The 17,778-nt window shown below is 63.1% G+C and carries 16 protein-coding genes and 4 tRNA genes; 4 read left to right on the top strand and 16 right to left on the bottom strand.

Annotation, left to right across the window (positions count from 1 at the left end; genetic code table 11):
- Positions 1–133: 133 nt before the first annotated feature.
- From KKQ75_RS05170 to KKQ75_RS05125, 10 genes are all read right to left on the bottom strand, one after another.
- A tRNA-His gene (locus tag KKQ75_RS05170) sits at positions 134–209 on the bottom strand.
- Positions 210–261: 52 nt separating this feature from the next.
- Positions 262–2,202, bottom strand: coding sequence for a SurA N-terminal domain-containing protein (locus KKQ75_RS05165; protein WP_213360773.1), 1,941 nt, complete (start codon positions 2,200–2,202; stop codon positions 262–264).
- A gap of 78 nt (positions 2,203–2,280) precedes the next feature.
- Positions 2,281–2,356 (bottom strand) — tRNA-Val (locus tag KKQ75_RS05160).
- A 14-nt stretch (positions 2,357–2,370) separates the two neighbouring features.
- Positions 2,371–2,643 (bottom strand): HU family DNA-binding protein, encoded by a 273-nt coding sequence (locus KKQ75_RS05155; RefSeq protein ID WP_213360772.1) that lies wholly within the window; start codon positions 2,641–2,643, stop codon positions 2,371–2,373.
- A 291-nt stretch (positions 2,644–2,934) separates the two neighbouring features.
- Positions 2,935–4,032, bottom strand: a complete 1,098-nt coding sequence (locus KKQ75_RS05150; protein ID WP_213360771.1) for a tartrate dehydrogenase — start codon at positions 4,030–4,032, stop codon at positions 2,935–2,937.
- Positions 4,029–4,928, bottom strand: coding sequence for an alpha/beta fold hydrolase (locus KKQ75_RS05145; protein ID WP_213360770.1), 900 nt, complete (start codon positions 4,926–4,928; stop codon positions 4,029–4,031). The genes KKQ75_RS05150 and KKQ75_RS05145 overlap by 4 nt, the downstream gene beginning before the upstream one ends.
- A 69-nt stretch (positions 4,929–4,997) precedes the next feature.
- Positions 4,998–5,564: a CDP-diacylglycerol--glycerol-3-phosphate 3-phosphatidyltransferase gene (gene pgsA, locus KKQ75_RS05140; RefSeq protein WP_213360768.1), complete on the bottom strand. Its 567-nt coding sequence runs from the start codon at positions 5,562–5,564 to the stop codon at positions 4,998–5,000.
- 102 nt (positions 5,565–5,666) lie between these two features.
- Positions 5,667–6,680 (bottom strand): P1 family peptidase, encoded by a 1,014-nt coding sequence (locus KKQ75_RS05135; RefSeq protein WP_213360766.1) that lies wholly within the window; start codon positions 6,678–6,680, stop codon positions 5,667–5,669.
- On the bottom strand, positions 6,677–7,297 hold the full coding sequence (locus tag KKQ75_RS05130; protein WP_213362684.1) for an energy-coupling factor ABC transporter permease: 621 nt from the start codon (positions 7,295–7,297) through the stop codon (positions 6,677–6,679). Before KKQ75_RS05130 ends, KKQ75_RS05135 begins: the two co-directional genes overlap by 4 nt.
- An 83-nt stretch (positions 7,298–7,380) precedes the next feature.
- Positions 7,381–7,899 carry a hemerythrin domain-containing protein gene (locus KKQ75_RS05125; protein ID WP_213360764.1) on the bottom strand — a complete coding sequence of 173 codons (519 nt, stop codon included), beginning with the start codon at positions 7,897–7,899 and terminating at the stop codon, positions 7,381–7,383.
- Positions 7,900–8,067: 168 nt separating this feature from the next.
- Here KKQ75_RS05125 and KKQ75_RS05120 point away from each other — a divergent pair, with 168 nt between their 5' ends.
- A complete protein-coding gene (locus KKQ75_RS05120; protein WP_213360762.1) occupies positions 8,068–8,523 on the top strand; it encodes a universal stress protein in 456 nt (151 codons plus the stop codon).
- A gap of 66 nt (positions 8,524–8,589) precedes the next feature.
- Positions 8,590–8,665 (top strand) — tRNA-Gly (locus tag KKQ75_RS05115).
- A 64-nt stretch (positions 8,666–8,729) separates the two neighbouring features.
- Here the strand turns inward: KKQ75_RS05115 and alkB are convergent.
- Positions 8,730–9,413 (bottom strand): DNA oxidative demethylase AlkB, encoded by a 684-nt coding sequence (gene alkB / locus KKQ75_RS05110; RefSeq protein ID WP_434087719.1) that lies wholly within the window; start codon positions 9,411–9,413, stop codon positions 8,730–8,732.
- Between the two features lie 57 nt (positions 9,414–9,470).
- Here alkB and KKQ75_RS05105 point away from each other — a divergent pair, with 57 nt between their 5' ends.
- Positions 9,471–11,327 (top strand): choice-of-anchor I family protein, encoded by a 1,857-nt coding sequence (locus KKQ75_RS05105; protein WP_213360760.1) that lies wholly within the window; start codon positions 9,471–9,473, stop codon positions 11,325–11,327.
- 91 nt (positions 11,328–11,418) lie between these two features.
- Here the strand turns inward: KKQ75_RS05105 and KKQ75_RS05100 are convergent, their stop codons facing one another.
- The 5 genes from KKQ75_RS05100 to KKQ75_RS05080 form a co-directional block, all read right to left on the bottom strand.
- The gene (locus KKQ75_RS05100; RefSeq protein WP_213360759.1) at positions 11,419–12,564 is read right to left on the bottom strand and encodes a glycosyltransferase; all 1,146 of its coding nucleotides are present in this window, start codon (positions 12,562–12,564) and stop codon (positions 11,419–11,421) included.
- Positions 12,565–13,350 carry a UDP-2,3-diacylglucosamine diphosphatase gene (locus KKQ75_RS05095; RefSeq protein ID WP_213360758.1) on the bottom strand — a complete coding sequence of 262 codons (786 nt, stop codon included), beginning with the start codon at positions 13,348–13,350 and terminating at the stop codon, positions 12,565–12,567. It abuts the gene before it with no gap.
- A gap of 199 nt (positions 13,351–13,549) precedes the next feature.
- Positions 13,550–13,640: transfer RNA gene (locus tag KKQ75_RS05090), tRNA-Ser, on the bottom strand.
- Between the two features lie 71 nt (positions 13,641–13,711).
- The gene (locus KKQ75_RS05085; RefSeq protein ID WP_213360757.1) at positions 13,712–14,626 is read right to left on the bottom strand and encodes an SPFH domain-containing protein; all 915 of its coding nucleotides are present in this window, start codon (positions 14,624–14,626) and stop codon (positions 13,712–13,714) included.
- Positions 14,627–14,713: 87 nt separating this feature from the next.
- Positions 14,714–15,166, bottom strand: a complete 453-nt coding sequence (locus tag KKQ75_RS05080; RefSeq protein ID WP_213360756.1) for an NfeD family protein — start codon at positions 15,164–15,166, stop codon at positions 14,714–14,716.
- A 195-nt stretch (positions 15,167–15,361) separates the two neighbouring features.
- Between KKQ75_RS05080 and KKQ75_RS05075 the strand changes: the two genes are divergently transcribed.
- The gene (locus KKQ75_RS05075; RefSeq protein ID WP_091814657.1) at positions 15,362–17,743 is read left to right on the top strand and encodes an arginine/lysine/ornithine decarboxylase; all 2,382 of its coding nucleotides are present in this window, start codon (positions 15,362–15,364) and stop codon (positions 17,741–17,743) included.
- Positions 17,744–17,778: the final 35 nt, after the last annotated feature.

Raw genomic sequence — 17,778 nt, 5'->3', positions numbered from 1 at the left:
ACGTGGTCGGCGCGGCGGCGTTGGCGATCGGATTTAGCCAAAACGGCAAAGCAGGGCGGCCGGCCGCCCGGATTCAAGCCATCCTGAAAAAGAAAAAGCCTTGCAACTCATTGAATTGCAAGGCTTTTTTATCTGGGGTGGCTGATGGGGCTCGAACCCACGACAACAGGAATCACAATCCTGGACTCTACCAACTGAGCTACAGCCACCAGAAAGAGAGAATTATAGCCTGATTTTTACCAGTTTCCAAAATTTTTGCGATCAGGCAGCAGATGCTGCACTTGCCGGTTTGGCGGCAGGCTTCTGCACCTTGTATTCCACCTTGAGCAGCTTCTTCAGCGACTCGTAGTAGGCCAGCAGTTCCACTTCGTTCTGGGCCTGGGCCACCTGCGGGTATTGTTGCTTCTGCAGCTCGGCCATGCCGCCCTCCGGTGCCAGCACCTTGTTCACACGCACCACAGCGTAGCCCTGCTTGCCCAGGTCAGCTCCTTCGAATCCGGGCAGCTTGGCGCGGTCTGCACGCAGGGCGGCTGTTACCACGGCAGACGGCTGGTTGGTGGTCATCACGCGGGCGACGGTCAGCGTTTCGCCGCCGGCAGCAGCCTGCGCCGGATTGGCGCGCCATTCCTTCAGCTTTGCTTCGCCAGCGGCCTTGGCCAGTTCGGCAGACCTGGTCTGCACAAAGGCCTGGGTGACCTGCGGCTTGATCTCTGTCAGCGGCTTGGTCTGTGCCGGTGCATAGCTCAGGATGCGGCCCACGGCCATCTGGTTGGGGCCGATCTCGATGGCGTTGGTATTGTTCTTCTTGCTCAGGGACTCGGGCGCGAACACGGCCTGCAGGAAGCGCGTGTTGGCCAGTGCGCCCTCGGCGCCGGCAGCGGGAGCGCGGCCAATGCCGGAAGCGGTGTGCACCTGCAGGCCCAGCTTGTCGGCAATGGGCTTGAGTGCCTGCGGATCCTTGAACACGCCGTCGGACAGTTCTTCGGCGGCTTCGGCGAACTTCTGCTGTGCCTGCTGCTTGCGCAGTTCGGCTTCGATTTCGGCCTTGTGGCTTTCGAAATCACCTGCCGCACCGCCCTGGATGCCGGTCAGCTGGATGATGTGGTAGCCAAAGTCGGATTCCACCACACCGCTGATCTCTCCCTGCTTGAGGGCGAAGACGGCGTCGGAGAAGGGCTTGACCATGGCCTGGCGATCGAAGAAACCCAGGTCGCCACCGTTCACAGCGGAACCGGTGTCCTGCGAGTATTTCTTCGCCAGTTCGGCAAATGCTGCGGGATTCTTGCGCACTTCGGCCAGCACTTCCTCGGCCTTCTTGCGTGCGGCGGCACGGGCTGCCGGGTCGACAGCCGCATTGGCTTCGATCAGGATGTGGCTGGCACGGCGCTGTTCGGCCTGGCCCAGGCGATCCTTGTTCTGTTCGTAATAGGTGCGCAGGTCGCCTTCGGCAATGGTCATGCGCTTTTCGACGGCGGGCAGGTCGAGCACCACGTATTCGATGCTGGCCTGTTCGGCCGTCTTGAACTGCGCCGCATGCTGCGTGTAGTAGGCTTGCAGGGCGGCATCATCCACTTTCACCTGTGCGGCAAAGTCGGCCGGGTTGAAGCGCGTTACCTGGATCTCGCGGCGCTCGAAGAATGGGCGCATCACCAGATCGGCAGAAGCCGCCGGAATCCAGCCACCGGCGTTGACGGCGCCCAGCACCACCTGGCGCTGCGCCAGTTGCGCACGCGTCATCGCTTCGTAGCCCTGCGGGGTCATGCCCTGGCGCTCCAGCAGTTCCTTGTAGCGGGCATCATCCAGCTTGCCATCGGGGCCACGCAGCGCAGCGATGGCGGGATCGGCCATCAATTCCTTGGCCAGGCGCTGGTCGCTCACGTAGAGCTTGAGCTTGTTGGCGGCGCCGGCCAGCACGCGCTGCTGGATCATGCGTTCAAGCGTGGCGAACTTGGCTTCGGGCGAATCCAGCAGGGCTGGGTCGATGCCGGGGTTGGCGGCACGCAGCTGCTCGGCCTCGCGGCGGTGCTGTTCGTCCCATTCGCCCTGGGTGATCTTGTTGCCATCGACCAATGCCACGGCGGCATGGCTGGCATCGTTCATGCGCTGGTAGTTTTCGATGCCGAAGAACACGAAGGAGGGAATGATGAGCGCGAACAGCAGGATCATCATCCACTTGTTGTGCTTGCGAATCGTTTCAAACATGCATTGAATCCTGCGTTTTGGGTGTGTGGGGCAATAAAAAAGGCGAACCGATGTTCGCCTTTTTTACATTCAGATGGATGGTGGGTGCTGACGGGGTCGAACCGCCGACCTACGCCTTGTAAGGGCGCCGCTCTACCAACTGAGCTAAGCACCCCATCTGAAAACCGATCAATTCAGGGCGTCTTTCAGGCCTTTACCGGGACGGAATTTCGGAATTCTAGCAGCTTTAATGTTGATTTCTTCGCCGGTGCGAGGATTGCGACCCGTACGAGCAGCGCGCTTGCCGACGGCAAACGTGCCAAAGCCCACCAGCGACACTGTGCCGCCCTTTTTCAGGGTGGTGGTCACTGCGCCGATGGCAGCGTCCAGCGCGCGCGTGGCAGCAGCCTTGGAGATGTCGGCATTTTTGGCAATGTGCTCGATCAGTTCGGTCTTGTTCACAAAAATCCCCTTGTGTTCTTTGTTGCCCGTCGGGTGCTTCCGGCAAGGGAGGCACCGCGGGAAAGTCGGCTAGTATAGCAACGAAACCGGTACTTCCGAGGGCGCGTTGCGCACAGGCACGGGCGGCTGGGCGAACCGCTTGCCGGCTTGTGCCAGCGCTCGGCAGTATGACGCATTGTAGCCGGCTTTCTGCCCCTCTCCGGGCAGGGCTGGCAGGGCGTTGCGACATGCCTGTGACAAACGCACGGACAGCTTGACGCAAGTCAATCTTGCGCTCCCGATAAACCGTCTTCAGCCACGCTCCAGCTGTTCCGCGATGCTGCGCCCCAGGTCGCCGGTACGGGCATTGCCGCCCAGATCAGGCGTGCGTGGCGCCCCGCTGTCCGGCTGCAGCACCGCTTCGATGGCGCGCACGATGGCATCGTGTGCAGCGCGATAGCCGAGGAAATCCAGCATCATCGCCCCGGCCCAGATCTGGCCGATTGGATTGGCGATGCCGCGCCCTGCAATGTCCGGCGCCGAGCCGTGCACCGGCTCGAACAGCGAGGGAAGGCGCCGCGTGGGATTGACGTTGGCGCTCGGTGCAATGCCGATGGTACCGGTGCAGGCCGGGCCCAGGTCACTCAGGATGTCGCCGAACAGGTTGCTTGCCACCACCACGTCGAAATAGTCCGGCCGCTGCACGAAGTGGGCGGTCAGGATGTCGATGTGGAACTTGTCCACCACCACTTCCGGATACTGCTTCGCCATGGCCGCCACGCGCTCGTCCCAGTAGGGCATGGTGATGGCAATGCCGTTGGACTTGGTGGCGCTGGTGAGGTGCTTCTTGGGGCGCGAGCGCGCCAGCTCGAAGGCGAAGCGCAGCACCCGGTCCACCCCCACACGCGTCATGACAGTTTCCTGCATCACCAGTTCGCGTTCGCTGCCCTCGAACATGCGCCCGCCGATGGCGGAATATTCCCCTTCGGTGTTTTCGCGCACGATCAGCATGTCGATCTCGCCGGGCTGGCGCGGGCTTCCATCCTTGCGCACCACGGGGGCGATCACGCCCGGCATCAGGCGGGCAGGGCGCAGGTTGATGTACTGGTCGAACTCCCGGCGGAACAGCAGCAGTGATTCCCACAGCGAGATGTGGTCCGGAATCTTCTCCGGCCAGCCAACAGCGCCAAAGAAGATCGCGTCATGCCGGCCGATCTGCTCCTTCCAGTCGTCCGGCAGCATGCGGCCGTGACGCTCGTAGTAATCCCAGCAGGCAAAGTCGAAATGGTCGAACGCCAGCGGGATGTCGAAACGGCGTGCTGCCACCTGCAGCACACGCAGGCCCTCGGGCATCACTTCCTGGCCGATGCCGTCGCCGGGAATCACGGCAATGCGGTGTGCCTTGCTCATGCGGAAGTCTCCAGAAAGAATGCGAGGGCTTCGTCCAGCAGGGGCTGCGGTGCCTCTTCGGGAATGTAGTGGCCGCTGGGCAGCGTGCCGTAGCTGACGTTTTCGGCGCGCTGCTGCCAGAGCGCCAGCACGTCGAAGCTGGGATGCACCACGCCTTGCGCACCGCACAGCACGCGCAGGGTTTGCGTGAGCTTGCGCCCTGCGGCCACGTCTTCGCGGTCATGCTCCAGGTCGATGCTGGCGGCGGCGCGGTAGTCTTCGCACATGGCGTGCACAAAGCCTTCCTGCAAGGCACAGCGCTCGTATTCGCGCAGGGCTTCGGGCGCAAAACCCTCCATGCCCGCGTGGCGACTGCCCATCACGCTGTGCAGATAGGCCACCGGATCGGCGCCGATCAGTGTTTCGGGCAAGGGCGCAGGCTGGATCAGGAAGAACCAGTGCCAGTAGGCACGCGCAAAGGCCTCTGTTGTGCCCTGGTACATGGCAAGCGTGGGCGCAATGTCCAGCAGCATCATGCGTTCGACTGCATGGGGGTGATCCACGCCCAGGCGATGCGCCACGCGTGCGCCGCGGTCGTGCGCCAGCACATGAAAGCGTCCGAAGCCGTGGTGCAGCATTACGGCCAGTACATCGAGCGCCATTTCGCGCTTGCTGTAGGGCAGGTGCTGGGCATCGGATGGCGGCTTGTCCGAATCGCCATAGCCGCGCAGGTCCATCAGCACCACGTGGAAATGCTGTGCCAGCGGAGCTGCGATCCGGTGCCAGATCGCATGGGTCTGCGGGTGGCCGTGCAGCAGTACCAGCGCGGGCGCATGGTCATCGCTGTGGCGGCGGATGCGGCTGTGCAGCCGCACGCCGCGGCGTGTCACATCAAAGCGGGTGAATCCTTCGAACATCTCCCCCTCCCGATGCGGCGGGACGGGTCCGGCCGCTGCAACTGGACGACGCGCCCGGCAGCGCGCCGCTTATTTCACCTTGGCGCGGATTTCGGGCAGCGCCTTCTGCAGGTAGTAGCCCATGGACCACACCGTGAGAATCACCGCAGCCCACAGCAGCCAGTAGCCCCACAGGCGCGTGTCGATCCTCTCGAGCAGCACGCCGTCGTACAGCAGGAACGGAATGGCCACCATCTGCACCGTGGTCTTGAGCTTGCCGATCATGTGCACGGCCACGCTGCGCGAAGCGCCGATCTGCGCCATCCATTCACGCAGCGCGGAGATGGCGATTTCGCGGCCGATAATGATGAGGGCGGCAAAGACGTCGGCACGGCCCAGGTGCACCAGGATCAGCATGCTTGCGCAGACTAGAAACTTGTCGGCGACCGGATCGAGAAAGGCACCGAAGGCCGACGTCTGGTTCAGGCGGCGGGCCAGAAAGCCGTCGAACCAGTCGGTGACGGCAGCCGCAATGAACAGGCCGGCGGCCAGCACGTTCTGTGCGCCCGGCGACAGAGGCAGATAGAACACCGCAACTAGCAGCGGTATGGCAACAATGCGCGCCCAGGTCAGGCTGGTGGGAAGATTGAGGAACATGCGGTATCAGGGTGGGGCAATGCAGACTGCCGTACTAGTTGCCGATTGTGTCACGGATTTGCGTGCGCCCCGGATGCACGGCAGCATTTGTCCCTTCGGCTCTTACACCGTCTGCCAGTCGCTGGCCGCCGGCAAGGCCAGATCCCCCACGTGCACCGTGCGCGCACTGCGCAGAGCCACCTGCACTGCTCGCTGAGTGGCTTCGGCGGCCATGGCGCCCAGGGTGATCATGTCGGGCGCCTGCTCCGCACCGGCAGCGCCGGTGGACAGAGCGAACAGGGTGTCCCCGTCCAGCATCGTATGCACCGGCGTGATGCAGCGCGCCAGGCCGTCATGCCCGGCCAGCGCCAGGCGTTGCAGTTGCGCCTTGTCCAGGCGTGCATCGGTGGCAATCACGCCGATGGTGGTATTGGTGCCGGGCAAGGCAAACTGCGGATGCTCTCCCTCCAGCAGGCTGCGCGTAGTGTCGCGCAGGGCACTGCCATCGGCCGTACGCGCGCCGGCCAGGATGCTGCCGTCCGGTGCCAGCACGTCGCCCACGGCGTTGACCGCCACCAGGGCGCCCACCGTCACGCCATGCACCGTCACACTGGCGGAGCCGATGCCGCCCTTCATGGCGCAACCATGGCCGAACAGCTTGCCCACCGTGGCACCGGCACCGGCGCCGACGTTGCCGGTCGCGCAGGGCGTGTTTCCGGCTGCCTGGCAGGCGGCACGCCCGGCTGCAGCGTCCGGCCGGATTGCCGCATCGCCCACGGTAAGGTCGAACAGCACTGCCGCCGGCACGATGGGGACACGGCCAACGCCGACATCCAGGCCGTAGCCCTGTTCTTCCAGCCATTCGGCCACTCCGGTGGCGGCTGCCAGTCCCCAGGCGCTGCCGCCGCTGAGCACGACGGCGTGCACCTGTTCCACCAGATTGCCGGGGCGCAGCAGATCGGTTTCGCGCGTGCCGGGCGCGGCGCCGCGCACATCCACGGCGGCGACCGCTCCTTGCGGCGTCAGCACCACGCTGCAACCCGTCGGGCGCAGATCCGAAGTGAAGTGCCCCACCTGCAATCCCCGCACCCGGGTGATGCAGCCAGTGTCAGGGAGGGTGGAGGCAGTGTGTGTCATTTGTGCAGATAGAGGTTGTCGGACCAGGTGGCCAGCCACTGGGGGCGGAAAGCAACGAAGATGGCACTGAACATGCCGGTCATGAAGGCTTCGCCCCAGGCCATCATCCAGTGCGCGGTAGTGACCAGGCCGGGCTCTATATTGGGGAGATCGGCACCCGCCCATTCGCCCAGCAGACTGGCGCCAAAAGTGCTCACTGCCGTCACGATGAAGCCGCGGCCCAGCGTATACACGAATACATGCGGGCCGATATAGCGCCGCAGCAGGGCTCCCAGCCACAGCGCAATGGTGGCGGGAAGCACGCCGATCCAGAAGGCGTTGGCGATCAGCGCTTCAACCGGAGCCGGGGCTACCAGGCCGGACAAGGCGGCAATCAGGCAGATCACCGGCACGGCCAGCGGCCAGCCCAGCATCAGCAGGATCAGGCAGGAGCCCGACAGGATCAGGGGGATCGGCATGCTGTGCATGCGCGGCAGCGCCCACAGCCACGGAAAGAACACCAGGCTGGCCAGCAGCGGAGTGGCCAGATTGCCTCCGCTCAGCATGCGCCAAGGACGCAGGCTGAAAGCCAGCGCCAAGGCCGCCAGCAGAGGCAGCCATTCCCAGTTGAGTTCCATCATGGCGTGGATGATACAGCGCGGCGCAGGCACGCAGCCTGCGCATCAGGGGCACAGCAATCTGGCCGGCAGGCGGCGGCGGGTCAGGCGCTGGCAGGAGTGGGGGCCGTGTCTGCGGCAGGCACGTTTTCGTCGGAACAGGTTTCGCCGCCGCAGCCATGGATCAGCTCGCCGGGCAACAGCTCGGGGTGGGCGATGCTGCCGCTGACCGGGTCGTAGCCCACGCGCTTGAGGTGCCAGGCCAGCGCGGCGTCCATGCTGTCGGCATGCTGCGGGAACCAGGTGGTCAGTTCGGCGGCCATCTGGCGCACGATGTTGCGGTGGCCTTGCTGGCCATAGCGCAGGCCGTCGCGCATCACGTCGAGCACCGCCTTGTGGTGCGTGGTGTGGCAGTTGCCGGCGGCAAAACGGGTTTCCACCATCCAGCGGTTTTCGTTGTCGAAGTGCACCTGGGTGTGATCGATCAGTTCTGCCCACTTGGCCAGCAGGGTGTCGTCGGGGGCCTGCTGCACCTCGGCCAGCAGATCCACGAATTCGATGTGGGTCTGGTCCATGGCGCCTACGCCCAGCGCCAGATCATCGCTCCATTGCAGTGTGCTCACATGCTTCTCCCTATGCATTCCGGATGTCAGTCGATAGTGTAATCACAGCGTTGTGCACGTCGCTTGATGCCGGTCAGGAACAGGGGGACGGCTGCGGTTACACTAGGCACAGAAACAACGCATTGGCTGGCTCTGTGCGCAGCCCTTCAACTATAGAGAGGAGTCAACATGTTCAAGCACATTCTTCTGCCGGTCGATGGTTCCAGCACTGCATCGCTGGCCGTTACCAAGGCTCTTGCCATGGCCAAGGCCTTCGGCAGCAAGGTGACGGCGCTCTACGTGCTCGATCCGTATCCCTTCGCCAGCGCAGGCCCCGACTTTGCCTTCGGCCAGGCCCAGTACCTGTCCGCAGTCAATACCGAAGCCGAGCAGGCCCTGAAGGAAGTGGCAGAAGCATTCGCAGCCGAAGGCGTGACGGTCGACACCGTGACGGTGGATGCCTACGCCGTGTGGAAGGGCATCATCGACACCTCCGACGAAGTCGGCGCCGACGTGATCGTGATGGGCTCGCATGGTCGCCGCGGCGTCGAGAAGCTGATGCTGGGCAGCGTGGCACAGCGCGTGGTTTCGCACGCCCACAACTCCGTGCTGATCGTTCACCACGGCGCCAAGGCCGCCGCCTGAGATTTTTCCGGAATTTTTTGCCTTGCTTGCAAAAATCGAAAAAATCAGCATACAATAGCGGCTTCCGCGGGAATAGCTCAGTTGGTAGAGCGCAACCTTGCCAAGGTTGAGGTCGCGAGTTCGAGCCTCGTTTCCCGCTCCATACAAGAAAAGCCAGTGCAAGCAATTGCACTGGCTTTTTGCTTTGTGCTCGGCAACAAAGGTGTTCAGAGCGCCTTGCGGAAGGTCAGGTTGAGCCGGCGCGCGCCGGTTTGCGGGTGCGGCTCGCCCCGCACGGCCAGCACGCCGTGGTAGCGCAGCCGGTCTGCGCCTCCCCACACCACCACATCGCCATGGTGCAGCAGCACGCGCTGCACGGGATCGCTGCGTCGCAGGCCGCCAAACTGGAAAGTGGCGCTCATGCCCAGCGAGACGGACACGATGGGCGCCTGCAGGTCGCGTTCGTCACGATCCTGGTGCAGGCCCATGCGCGCGCCCATCGGGTATTCGTTGATCAGGCAGACGTCGGGTTCGTAACCGGCAAAGCCGGCTGCCTGTGCGGCGGATTGCGCCAGCACTTTCCAGCTCTCAGGCAGCGCCGGCCAGGGATTGCCGCTGGCGGGATCGGTGGCGGTATACCGATAGCCGCGCGTGTCCGATGTCCAGCCTGCGGCGCCCGCGTTACTGATGCCGACGGACATGGTTTTTCCTCCTGGAACCTGCATGCAGCGCGGAGGCGTTTGGGCATGCAGGCGGGCGATATCCCGCAGCAGTTGCTCGGCCTGCGGCAGCGCGAAGCCACGCAGCAGCACGGCCTGGGCCGCAAGCGGAATGCGCTCGGCAGCGTCGGCGGGCTCGAAAAGGTCGGCAGTGAAGGACATGGACGGAGAGCTGTCACCGGACTGAAACATGGAGTGGTTACTGTATGTAACCATTCCCGAACTTCATCCAGCAAAGAGGTCATTTCAATGCAAGTACGCTCCATTGTCCAGGCGTTTTCCATCAGCGTGTTGTCTGCTGCAGCTCTTGTTGCCTGTGGCGGGGGAGGAGGTGTCGGTCCGGTCAAGCCGGCCGAGGAGGCAACGCCGGTCTCTTTCACGCTGGAGAAAATCGGTGGCTTCGAAACTGGGGTGTTCGGCAAGAGTGCGGCGGAAATTCCTGCCTATGATGCCGCCTCCAGGCGCGCGTTCGTGGTCAATGCGCAGTCCGGCAAGGTGGATGTGCTGGACCTGAGCGACCCTGCCAAGCCGAAGAAAGTGGGTGAACTGGCATCCGCAGCGGTACTGGCTGATTCCGAAATCAACAGCGTTGCGGTGCATGGCGGCATTGTCGCCGTAGCCATCCAGGCGCAGCCCAAGACGGAAGGCGGCCGCGTTGCGTTTTTCCGTGCTTCCGACCTGACGCTGCTCAGCCATGTTGCCGTTGGCGCGCAGCCCGACATGATCACATTTACGCCGGATGGACGTCGCGTACTCACGGCCAACGAAGCCGAACCCAGCAACGATTACCAGACCGATCCGGAAGGCTCGGTCAGCATCATCCATATCGACAACGTCCGGAATCCGGTCGTGCGCACCGCCGACTTCACTGCCTACAACGGGCGTGAAGATGAGCTGCGCGCCAAGGGTATCCGCATCTTCGGTCCTGGCGCCAATGCCGCCAGCGATTTCGAGCCCGAGTACATCGCCGTCTCCGCAGACGGCAAGACGGCCTGGGCCACCTTGCAGGAAAACAATGCCCTGGCCATCATCGACATCGATGCCGCCAAGGTGCGCGATGTGGTGCCGTTTGGCTACAAGGACCATGGTGCCGAGGGCAAGGGCCTGGATGCATCGGATGCCGACCTGAAGGCCGATATCCGCACCTGGCCGGGCGTGCTGGGCATGTATCTGCCCGATGCCATTGCCTCCTACAGTGCAGGTGGCAAGACCTATCTGGTGACTGCCAACGAAGGGGATGCCCGCGCCTGGGGCGAAGACGACGACGCCTACTGGACAGGGGATGCCGGCAAGGGGTTTGTGGAAGAATTCCGCGTCAAGCACCTGATCAATGCCAAGGGCTGGAGCGGCCGTGCCGGAGACGATTTGCCGCCGCAGCTCAATGCGCTGGCCAAGGGTGGTTTGCTCAATCCGGCTGTCTTCGGTTATTGCGGCGCCATCGCCGGCAATCCGGGTGCCTGCCGTGATGATGGCAACCTCGGCCGCCTGACGGTTACCTGGATCCAGGGTTACCAGAGGGGTGCCGATGGCAAGCCGGTGTATTACAACGCCAAAGGAGTGCAGGATCCGGCTGGCGATCGCCTGATGTACGACAAGCTGTACGCCTACGGTGCGCGCTCCTTCTCGATCTGGAATGACAAGGGCGAGCTCGTCTGGGATTCGGGCGACGCCATCGAGAAGTTCTTTGCCAGCGATGCCTGCAAGCTGGGGGCGGGGCGTACCGTCGCCTGCAAGGACTTTTTCAACTCCAACCACGAAGCAGGCAGTTCGATGGACAACCGCAGCGACAACAAGGGTCCGGAACCCGAGGGCGTGGTGGTTGGCAAGATCGGCACCAAGACCTTTGCCTTTGTCGGCCTCGAGCGCATGGGGGGTGTGCTGGCCTATGACATCACCAATCCGTCCGCGCCGACGTTTGTCGACTACCTGAATACGCGCGAGGACTGGACGACCAAGGATCCATCCACCGTGGCGGCAGGCGATCTGGGCCCGGAGGGCCTGGCATTCATCCCGGCAAAGCAGTCGCCCAATGGCAAGCCGCTGCTGCTGGTGGGCAATGAAGTGAGCGGCAGCACTACGGTGATGCAGCTCAACCTCAAGTATTGATGTTCTGATTGCGGGGGCGTGGGCGTTACGCCCTTGCTTCCGCGCTCTCGGGGTGCAGGGCGCTTCGTCTGCGAGGCCTGATGCTGATCAGTCAGGCTTCGGCCAGCGAGCGGTACAGCCTGGCCAGCTTGCCCGCCATGGCGCTGTCCGACCAGGCATTGGCATAGGCGTGTGCCTGCTGACGCAGCCGGTCCAGGCGCTGTGGCTTGGTGAACAGCTCGCCCAGTTGCTGGCCGAAAGCGGCGGGATCCGCCGGTGGAACGATAGCGCAGGGGGCAGCATCCAGAATGTCGGCGGTGCCCATTTCTGCCAGGGCGATCACGGGCGTGCCCGCGGCCATGGCCTCCAGCAGCACCAGACCCTGCGTCTCGGTGAGCGAGGCAAAGGCAAACACGTCGGCGGCGGCATAGCAGGCAGGCAGTTCGCGCTCGCGCTCCAGATAGCCGATAAACTGCACGGAATCCTGCAGCTGCATCCGTGCCACCTGCTGCTGCAGTTTGGTGCGTGCCGGGCCTTCGCCGGCAATCACGAGCAGCAGATCCGGGCGGAGGGGCAGGGCGTGCTGAAGCGCCTGCAACAGGAAGCCGATATTTTTCTCGTGCGCCACACGGCCGATGAACAGCGCCACGGGCCGCGTTGCCGCAATGCCGTGCCTGGCACGAAACGCGGTACCGTCGGCATTGGCGAAGTTCTGCACCGGTATGCCCGTGGGCAACACATGCATGGCGCTGGTCACGCCGTATTCCTGCAGGCGCGCACGCATGGCGGAGGAGGGCACCACGACGGCATCGAGCGCATTGCACTGCCGGCGCGACCAGGCGCGCGCCTGTCCGCGCAGCCAGCGTGCAGGGAGCATGGGCGCATAGTGGTGCAGATATTCCTCGAACAGCGTGTGGTAGGTGGCAATGACAGGCTTGTTCAGGGCGCGTGCCGCCTTCAGGCCTGCATAGTGGGCCACGAAGGGGGTCTGGATATGGATCAGATCGCAATCCCCGGCGGCAAGCAGCACGGCGCGATGCATGGCACGCCAGTGCAGCAGACGGTCTTCGGGATCGCCGGGCACCTGCCAGCCGCGGACCCGTTCGATGTCTGCGGTGTCGGCTTCGTTGCCGTAGCGCGGAGCCACCATGTGCACCTGCACGCCATGCCTGGGCAGGCTGGTGCGGAAGGTTTCTATCGAGGTGGAGACGCCGTTGACACGCGGAAAATAGACATCCGATACCATCAGGACCCGCATTCAGGCCTCGACCGCAGCACCCATGGGAGTTGCGGGCGTGCGCGAGGTTTCGCGGTCATCCCAGGTAATCTGTTCCAGACGGCCGTCCAGATGCTCCACGATGGCGGTGCAGGAGTCCACCCAGTCGCCGCAATTGACGTACTGCAGGCCGTCGATTTCGCGGATGGTAGCCCAGTGGATGTGGCCGCAGATCACGCCATCCAGATTGCGCTCGCGCGCGTGATAGGTGGCGGACTCCTCGAAATCGAAGATGAAGTTGAGCGCCGTCTTGACCTTGCGCTTGGCGTAGCCGGCCAGGGACCAGTAGCCAGAAATGCCCAGCTTGCGGCGCACCCACGACAACCAGGTATTGAGGTTGACCAGGGCTTCATAGGCCTTGTCGCCAAGCACGGCGACCCACTTGTGGTGCTGCGTTACCTGATCGAACTGGTCGCCGTGGATCAGCAGGTAGCGCTTGCCATCGACCGTCTGGTGGACCAGTTCGCGCTGCACGTCGATCTCGAGGAACACGGTCTGGCAGTATTCGCGCAGGATTTCGTCGTGGTTGCCGGGAATGAGCACTACGCGGGTGCCGGCGCGGGCGCGCTGCAGCAGTTTTTGGACGACGTGGTTCTGCGTTTGTGTCCAGTAGATGCTGCGGCTCATGGCCCAGAAGTCCACCACATCGCCAATCAGGAAGATGTTTTCCGCGTGGTGCTCCTGCAGGAAATCCAGCAGGCGATCGGCCTGGCAGGCACGCGTGCCCAGATGAATGTCGGAGATGAAGATGGACTGGACTTGTTGCATGTCCGGTAAGTTACCGGCGTGGTATTAAATCGGGGTGACGCTTCTGTGGCAGAACTGTGAAGCGTGGTGGCGATGCTGCAATGCAATATCAATTCGGATTGCATTGATCCGCCACGTGGGAGCTTTCGAGCGGCGAGGCGAGCCATTGCCAAAATAAAAAACCCTCACAAATCAATGATTTGCAAGGGTTTTCGTGTTCTGGCGGAGAGGGCGGGATTCGAACCCGCGGTAGGCTATTAACCTACACACGCTTTCCAGGCGTGCGACTTAAACCGCTCATCCACCTCTCCAGAAGACCGCTATTCTAGCAGGGAAAAACCCTGCTTGTCACCGGCCGCGCAAGTTTTCTGAAAAAAGACACTCACTGTGGCCGCTGCGCCTGCACCATCTTCATGGCGGAGGCAATCAGGGTCGACACTTCCGTCATGTTGCCGGGCACCACCAGCGTGGTGGTCGCGTCCGCCGCCACGCGGCTGTAGGCTTCCACGGCCTTTTCGGCTACCTTCAGCTGCACGGCCTGCTCGCCACCCGGCTGACGGATTGCTGCAGCCACGCGTTCGATCGCCTGGGCCGTGGCATCTGCCACCGCCGTGATGGAAGCCGCCTCACCCATTGCGTTGTTGATCACAGCCTGCTTCTCGCCCTCGGAGCGGGCAATGAAGGCCTCGCGCTCACCGGTGGCGATGTTGATCTGCTCCTGGCGACGTCCTTCGGACGCGGCAATCAGGGCGCGCTTTTCGCGCTCCGCCGTGATCTGCGCCTGCATGGCACGCAGGATCTCTGCCGGCGGCGTCAGGTCCTTGATCTCGTAGCGCAGCACCTTCACGCCCCAGTTCAGCGCGGCTTCGTCGATCGCATTGACCACCTGCGCGTTGATCATCTCGCGCTCCTCGAAGGTCTTGTCCAGTTCCAGCTTGCCGATCACGCTGCGCAGCGAGGTCTGCGCCAGTTGCGTCACGGCCATGATGTAGTTGCTCGAGCCATAGCTGGCGCGCATGGCGTCGGTCACCTGGAAGTAGAGGATGCCGTCCACGGTCAGCTGCGTGTTGTCGCGCGTGATGCAGACCTGGCTGGGCACGTCCAGCGGAATTTCCTTCAGGTTGTGCTTGTAGGCCACGCGGTCGATGAAGGGCAGCAGGAAGTTGAGGCCGGGGTTGAGCGTGGCATGGTATTTGCCGAGGCGCTCCACCACCCAGGCATTTTGCTGGGGCACGACCTTGAGCGTCTGTGCGATGAAGATGACGGCGACGGCGAGCAGGACGATGGCGTATTCCATCTGCAAATCTCCGGTTTGGAAACAGGAACGCCGTTCACAAGGACGGCACAAGGCTTGCACTATAGCCTACGCACGTGACAAGCCTCGTCACACGGGCCCGGCAGGCGCAATTGGCTCGACCACCAGCCGGTTGTTCACAATGTCGACCACCCGGTGCTGGCCGGGCTGCCCACCGGCGTCGGCATGGGCGGCAACTGCCGTCCACGGTGCACCGCGGTAGAAGACCTGCGCCGTAGCATCGGGCAGCCATTGCTCCACCATCACCGTGCCGCCTATATCCAGCTTGTTGCGCGTTGCGTTGGCACGCGTTGGTGCAGGCGTTCCCTTGCGCCGGCTGCGCAACACAAACCAGATCACCACGGCCAGGCTGCTGACGATGGCTGCACTGGCAATCTGCCCCGACAGCGGCAGCCCGAGATAGGAGAGCAGGGCGGCCATCACGGCGCCCAGCGAAATCATCAGCAGGAAAAAGGTTCCGGTCAGCAGCTCCGCACCAACCAGCAGTGCGGCAGTGATCCACCAGAGAGTCGCGTTGTCCATGCAGGCTCCTTGTCCACGGAAAAAGGCCACTGCGGCCGCGCATCCGGCCGCCATGGTGGCATGCTTGCTGCAACCCGGGGCGTTTACCACTGCCCGAGGGTACGAAATTGCAGTTTGCGGCGCTGCAACACGGTGCACGCACGTATCATTCTGCCTTATCGTCTAATTGCTGTTTTCCAGAACTGGAGTCTGTCCGTGAAATTCCGCTTTCCCATCGTGATCATCGACGAGGATTACCGCGCCGAGAACATTTCCGGCCTGGGCATCCGCGCCCTGGCAGAGGCCATCGAGAGCGAGGGATTCGAGGTGCTGGGTGTGACCAGCTACGGCGACCTGAGCCAGTTCGCCCAGCAGCAGAGCCGCGCCAGCGCCTTCATCCTGTCGATCGACGACGAGGAGTTCTCCACCGGCCCTGATCTAGATCCCGCCGTGCTCAACCTGCGCACCTTCATCGAGGAAGTGCGCCGCAAGAACGAGGACGTGCCGATCTACGTCTACGGCGAAACCAAGACCAGCCGCCACCTGCCCAACGATGTGCTGCGCGAGCTGCACGGCTTCATCCACATGTTCGAGGACACGCCCGAATTCGTGGCGCGCCACATCATCCGCGAAGCCAAGGCCTATCTGGAAAGCATCCAGCCGCCATTCTTCCGCGCGCTGCTGGACTATGCCGAAGACGGCTCCTACTCCTGGCACTGCCCGGGTCACTCCGGTGGCGTGGCTTTCCTGAAGTCGCCCATCGGCCAGATGTACCACCAGTTCTATGGCGAGAACATGCTGCGTGCTGACGTCTGCAACGCGGTGGAAGAGCTGGGCCAGCTGCTGGACCACAACGGCGCCATTGGCGAGAGCGAGCGCAACGCCGCGCGCATCTTCAATGCCGACCACTGCTTCTTCGTCACCAACGGCACTTCCACCTCCAACAAGATGGTATGGCACCACACTGTGGCTGCCGGCGACGTGGTGGTGGTGGACCGCAACTGCCACAAGAGCAACCTGCACGCCATCATCATGACGGGTGCGATCCCGGTGTTCCTGCGCCCCACGCGCAACCACTACGGCATCATCGGCCCGATCCCGCAGAGCGAGTTCGAGCCCGAGGCCATCATGGCCAAGATCAAGGCCAACCCGCTGCTCAAGGATGTCGATCCCAAGAAGGTCAAGCCCCGCATCCTGACGCTGACGCAGTCCACCTACGATGGTGTGCTCTACAACACCGAAACCATCAAGAACCTGGTGGACGGTTACGTGGAGAACCTGCACTTCGACGAAGCCTGGCTGCCGCACGCTTCCTTCCACCCGTTCTACGGCACCTTCCATGCCATGGGCCGCAAGCGCGAGCGTCCGCAGAAGACCATGGTGTACTCCACGCAGTCCATCCACAAGCTGCTGGCCGGTATCAGCCAGGCCAGCCATGTGCTGGTGCAGGATTCGCAGGAACGCAAGCTGGACACCTACCTGTTCAACGAAGCCTACCTGATGCACACGTCCACCTCGCCGCAGTACAGCATCATTGCGAGTTGCGACGTCGCTGCCGCCATGATGGAGCCGCCTGGCGGCACCGCGCTGGTGGAAGAGAGCATCGTCGAGGCGCTGGACTTCCGCCGTGCCATGCGCAAGGTCGAGGAAGAGTTCGGCAAGAACGATTGGTGGTTCCAGGTCTGGGGTCCGGACGAGCTGGCCGACGAAGGCATTGGCCGTGCCGATGACTGGGTGATTCATTCCAAGGGCAAGGGCAAGAAGTCGCAGCAATGGCACGGCTTCGGCGAACTGGCCGATGGTTTCAACATGCTGGACCCGATCAAGTCCACCATCGTGACGCCCGGCCTCAAGCTGGATGGCACATTCGAGCAGAACGGCATCCCGGCCAGCATCGTCACCAAGTACCTGGCCGAGCACGGCGTGGTGGTGGAAAAGACCGGCCTGTACAGCTTCTTCATCATGTTCACCATCGGCATCACCAAGGGCCGTTGGAACACGCTGCTCACCGCGCTGCAGCAGTTCAAGGACGATTACGAGAAGAACCAGCCGATGTGGCGCATCCTGCCGGAGTTCTGCCAGCAGCACCGCCGCTACGAGCGCATGGGCCTGCGAGACATGTGCCAGTACGTGCACGAGATGTACGCCAAGTACGACATTGCCCGCCTGACGACCGACATGTACCTGTCCGAGCTGACGCCGGCCATGACGCCTTCGGACGCCTACGACCATATCGCCCGTCGCCAGACCGAGCGTGTGGAGATCGACCATCTGGAAGGCCGCGTGACTGTGGGACTGGTCACACCGTACCCGCCTGGCATTCCGCTGCTCATTCCGGGCGAGGTGTTCAACAGCCAGATCGTCGACTACCTCAAGTTTGCGCGTGAGTTCGCCAAGCAGTGCCCCGGCTTCGAGACCGATATCCACGGTCTGGTCAAGCAGCTGGACGAGAAGGGCGAAGTGCGCTTCTATGCCGACTGTGTGATGGAAGAGCCGGTGCCGGGCCGCCGTCGTTCGCGCTCCAAGGCCGCGCGCCCGCTGACCATGGACGACATGATCGCCGCGCAGCAGCACACGCCGTTCACCAGCCAGTTCTGACGAACGGTTTGGCCAAGCAAAAGCGCCTGGTGTCT

Source organism: Brachymonas denitrificans (assembly GCF_907163135.1).
In the GTDB taxonomy this organism is placed as follows: domain Bacteria; phylum Pseudomonadota; class Gammaproteobacteria; order Burkholderiales; family Burkholderiaceae_C; genus Brachymonas; species Brachymonas denitrificans_A.
The sequence above is the reverse complement of the archived record's forward strand: the minus strand, read 5'-3'. Positions and strand labels throughout refer to the sequence as shown.

Excerpts from the sequence above, each read along its gene's own strand:
- KKQ75_RS05165 (WP_213360773.1), bottom strand. The coding sequence starts at position 2,202 with ATGTTTGAAACGATTCGCAAGCACAACAAGTGGATGATGATCCTGCTG.
- KKQ75_RS05150 (WP_213360771.1), bottom strand. The coding sequence starts at position 4,032 with ATGAGCAAGGCACACCGCATTGCCGTGATTCCCGGCGACGGCATCGGC.
- KKQ75_RS05145 (WP_213360770.1), bottom strand. The coding sequence starts at position 4,928 with ATGTTCGAAGGATTCACCCGCTTTGATGTGACACGCCGCGGCGTGCGG.
- pgsA (WP_213360768.1), bottom strand. The coding sequence starts at position 5,564 with ATGTTCCTCAATCTTCCCACCAGCCTGACCTGGGCGCGCATTGTTGCC.
- KKQ75_RS05135 (WP_213360766.1), bottom strand. The coding sequence starts at position 6,680 with ATGACACACACTGCCTCCACCCTCCCTGACACTGGCTGCATCACCCGG.
- KKQ75_RS05130 (WP_213362684.1), bottom strand. The coding sequence starts at position 7,297 with ATGGAACTCAACTGGGAATGGCTGCCTCTGCTGGCGGCCTTGGCGCTG.
- KKQ75_RS05120 (WP_213360762.1), top strand. The coding sequence starts at position 8,068 with ATGTTCAAGCACATTCTTCTGCCGGTCGATGGTTCCAGCACTGCATCG.
- alkB (WP_434087719.1), bottom strand. The coding sequence starts at position 9,413 with ATGTTTCAGTCCGGTGACAGCTCTCCGTCCATGTCCTTCACTGCCGAC.
- KKQ75_RS05105 (WP_213360760.1), top strand. The coding sequence starts at position 9,471 with ATGCAAGTACGCTCCATTGTCCAGGCGTTTTCCATCAGCGTGTTGTCT.
- KKQ75_RS05100 (WP_213360759.1), bottom strand. The coding sequence starts at position 12,564 with ATGCGGGTCCTGATGGTATCGGATGTCTATTTTCCGCGTGTCAACGGC.
- KKQ75_RS05095 (WP_213360758.1), bottom strand. The coding sequence starts at position 13,350 with ATGCAACAAGTCCAGTCCATCTTCATCTCCGACATTCATCTGGGCACG.
- KKQ75_RS05085 (WP_213360757.1), bottom strand. The coding sequence starts at position 14,626 with ATGGAATACGCCATCGTCCTGCTCGCCGTCGCCGTCATCTTCATCGCA.
- KKQ75_RS05080 (WP_213360756.1), bottom strand. The coding sequence starts at position 15,166 with ATGGACAACGCGACTCTCTGGTGGATCACTGCCGCACTGCTGGTTGGT.